Below are 3,015 nucleotides of genomic sequence, written 5' to 3' on the forward strand. Positions count from 1 at the left end.
AAGGCTGGGCATAGTTGGGAAAGTTTTATAGAGTTCGTTAAGTCTATAAAATAGCCACTAACGGTTCGCAGCTTGGCGAAGTGGCGGATTTAGAAGCACTTACTTTCAATTTAGCACTAATGTTTATTTGAAAACCAAATGTTCAATTTAGCACTAAACCCGCCATTTTGCCAAACTGCTGTTACCTGCTGTACTTATTTTTCTATTCTTATTAATTTTCCGTTTTCAAAATACAAACTCTTTTTCCATGAGTAATACCAATACTCTTTAGTAATATTTTCATAAATTATTGTCGATTTGTCAAATGGTTTTCCCCAAGACATTTCACACATTTCTTTGGTCATTCCAATAGCAATATTGCCATTATTTACAAGGTTTCCATAATAATCTCCAAATTTTGTAATGCATTTATTCAAATGTTCTTTTTCTTTTGCAAGTCTTTTTTCAGTTTCAATTTGTTTTAATTTTTTGTTTTTAGCAATCAATTGTTCTTGTAGAAGTTTTTTGTCGTTTTCTTCATTAATATAATCTTCATATATTTTAAAATTTATAGTTTTTCCATTTAAACCTTTAAATATTATTATTTGTCCTTTCTCATTTGTTAGTTTATATGCAATGAAATAACTGCCAATTTTTAATTTAATATCATCTTTTGCTAAAATTTCTTTTTTACTCAATAATGTTACTTCACAATTCCAAACTGATTTATTTGGAAGGATGAATTTTTCATTTTTTGAAAAATCAGTAGTTTCAAAATTCTCATCAGTTAAAATAGCAATAACTTTTTTATTGTTGAAAATTTCTTTTTGTTTTGCAAAGTATGGAACAAGTATGAAGTAATTTAAGTTAAATACATATGATTGTTCTTTTGTAATATCATCTTGAATTTTAAATATGGTTTTTGACATATCAAAAATATCATAATTATTAAATCCAACATCGTCAATATAGTTCTCATAATTATCATTACTTTTATTAATAAGTGTTTTGATGTTGTTTAAAATATTATTCATTTCTTCTCCAGTAAAAACATCAATTACCGTGTAATATTTATTTGAAACTTCGTCAGCATTTGTAACTATTGAAGCGTAAGCATTACCATTTACAATTCCTGAAAAATAATGAAATGGTTTATATTTATATGTGAAAATATTCTTATAAAATTTATTAGTTTCACGACCAATATTATCAACCATTTTTAATTGCTTTGATGGATCAATATTTACAAGTGATAGACTGTCGGAAAACATAAAAGGATATTCTTTTCCTGTATAATTAGCGTCTTCAGTATTGTTGTATTTTGGTAAATAAAATTTTTGACCAATATACATTTTGTAATTAATCAAATCCTCTTGTTCTTTATAATTATTGATGCTATCAAAAGGAATAGGTTTTGGTTCAACAATTTCTATTTCTTTTTTCTCAACACTTCCAATAGTAATTTGAGAAAACGAAAAAATTGGAAAAAGTAAAAATAAAACCGGAATTGATTTTTTGACTATTTTTAAAAAATTTGTAGTGAATTTTGATTTATTAATGAAATATTTTGTTTCGTTTTGTATTCCTTTCCATTCAAAATGAATTACTCTTTGAGACATAATTGTAAAACTTCTACACTTTTCAAGTATGTTTTTATCTTTGTTATTGAATGAATTATATAAATTTTCAATTTCTAATAATATTAACTTGTCAATTTCATTATCAGGATTTAGCATCAATTTTAAATAATTATATTTCAAAATAATCAGTTGATAATTCTCAAAATTTTCTTTACTTTCATTTATTGCTTCATATTCAATTAGGCTTATAAATTCTGCTAATGTATTTCTTAATTTTTCTATATAATTAATTCGTTCTTTCGTAATTACGTTTACAAAAAGTAATTTTTTTGCATTAAAAATCAATAATAAAATTGATATTGTAAGTGTTCCAATTGAAATGTATTCTGTTATCGTCATTTTTGCCGTCATTTTTTTTAGTATAGCAGGTAACGGTTCTCGGCTTGGCGATGTGGCGGACTTTTAGCACAAAAGTTCAATAGAATTACTGCCGTTGAACCTTGCACAAATGTTTGATAGAAGTACTTCAGCCGCCATATTGCCAAACCGATGTTGGCAGTAGTGCTTTTAAAAGCTATATTTTTCTTTACAAATATGTTTTTTAACTTTTATTACATCACCATTATTGTTCTTTGAAAATATTGTTTCGGTTGAACATTCTTTATGGTCATTATTAAGCCTAATGAATATTAAGGTTGAAATTGTTAAAATTACAATTCCACTTATTACCATTATAAATTTTGGTTTGTTCATTATTTTATTTTTATTAAATTAGTTGTCTTACTTTTTGTTTATAGTCCGTATATTTTTGTCCGTGTTGTTCTGTCAGAAACTCTTCTTCAAGTCGAATTTTTATTTGAATAAGTATATGTCCTAATATCAAGAAAAGTATTGTCAAAGCGTTTGGCGTTGTCAAGAATAGTCCAACTAAACTTACTATCATTCCAAAGAAAATAGGATTTCTTGAAAATTGAAAAATTCCTGCCGTTATAAGTTCTGTTTTCGTTTCTGTGTCAATTCCAATTCTCCAAGATTTCTTCCTATGTCCTTGTGCAATAATTGTCCAAATAAGTGCAAAAGCCAAAAGCCCAAGTCCAATATATTTTATTGTCAATGTGTTAAGTTGTAAAATGGGTAAAAATTTGTCGCATAGTGTCGGTATAAAAGTAAAACATAAACGAACATAAAAATCATTGTCAGTTTGAAGTAAAAACCAATTAATCCGTAAGCACTATCGTCTTTTGGTAAAACGAGTGGATTTTTGCCAATTCGTTTCGCAACAATTACACTTTTTCGAACAAAAGCAATTCCGAAGTAAACAATAAAGTATGTTGTCAAAAAAATTTTTAAAAATTCATTCATTATGTCTGTCTGTAAATGTTTACGGTGTCGGTCATAGCATTACTGCCAACGTTCCTGCGCTTGGCGCATGTGGCGGCTTATCAGCACCAAAGCT

Annotated in this window: 3 protein-coding genes; all 3 read right to left on the reverse strand. The window is 27.1% G+C overall.

Features of this window, described 5'->3' with window-relative positions:
- Positions 1–194 precede the first annotated feature (194 nt).
- Positions 195–1,958: a hypothetical protein gene (locus tag CHU92_RS01190; protein WP_129582971.1), complete on the reverse strand. Its 1,764-nt coding sequence runs from the start codon at positions 1,956–1,958 to the stop codon at positions 195–197.
- Positions 1,959–2,126: 168 nt separating this feature from the next.
- The gene (locus tag CHU92_RS01195) at positions 2,127–2,312 is read right to left on the reverse strand and encodes a hypothetical protein (RefSeq protein ID WP_094411779.1); all 186 of its coding nucleotides are present in this window, start codon (positions 2,310–2,312) and stop codon (positions 2,127–2,129) included.
- A 13-nt stretch (positions 2,313–2,325) separates the two neighbouring features.
- Complete coding sequence (locus CHU92_RS01200) at positions 2,326–2,673, reverse strand: methyltransferase family protein (RefSeq protein ID WP_165764554.1); 348 nt, start codon at positions 2,671–2,673, stop codon at positions 2,326–2,328.
- Positions 2,674–3,015 lie beyond the last annotated feature (342 nt).

Source organism: Flavobacterium cyanobacteriorum (genome assembly GCF_002251835.1).
In the GTDB taxonomy this organism is placed as follows: Bacteria; Bacteroidota; Bacteroidia; order Flavobacteriales; family Flavobacteriaceae; genus Flavobacterium; species Flavobacterium cyanobacteriorum.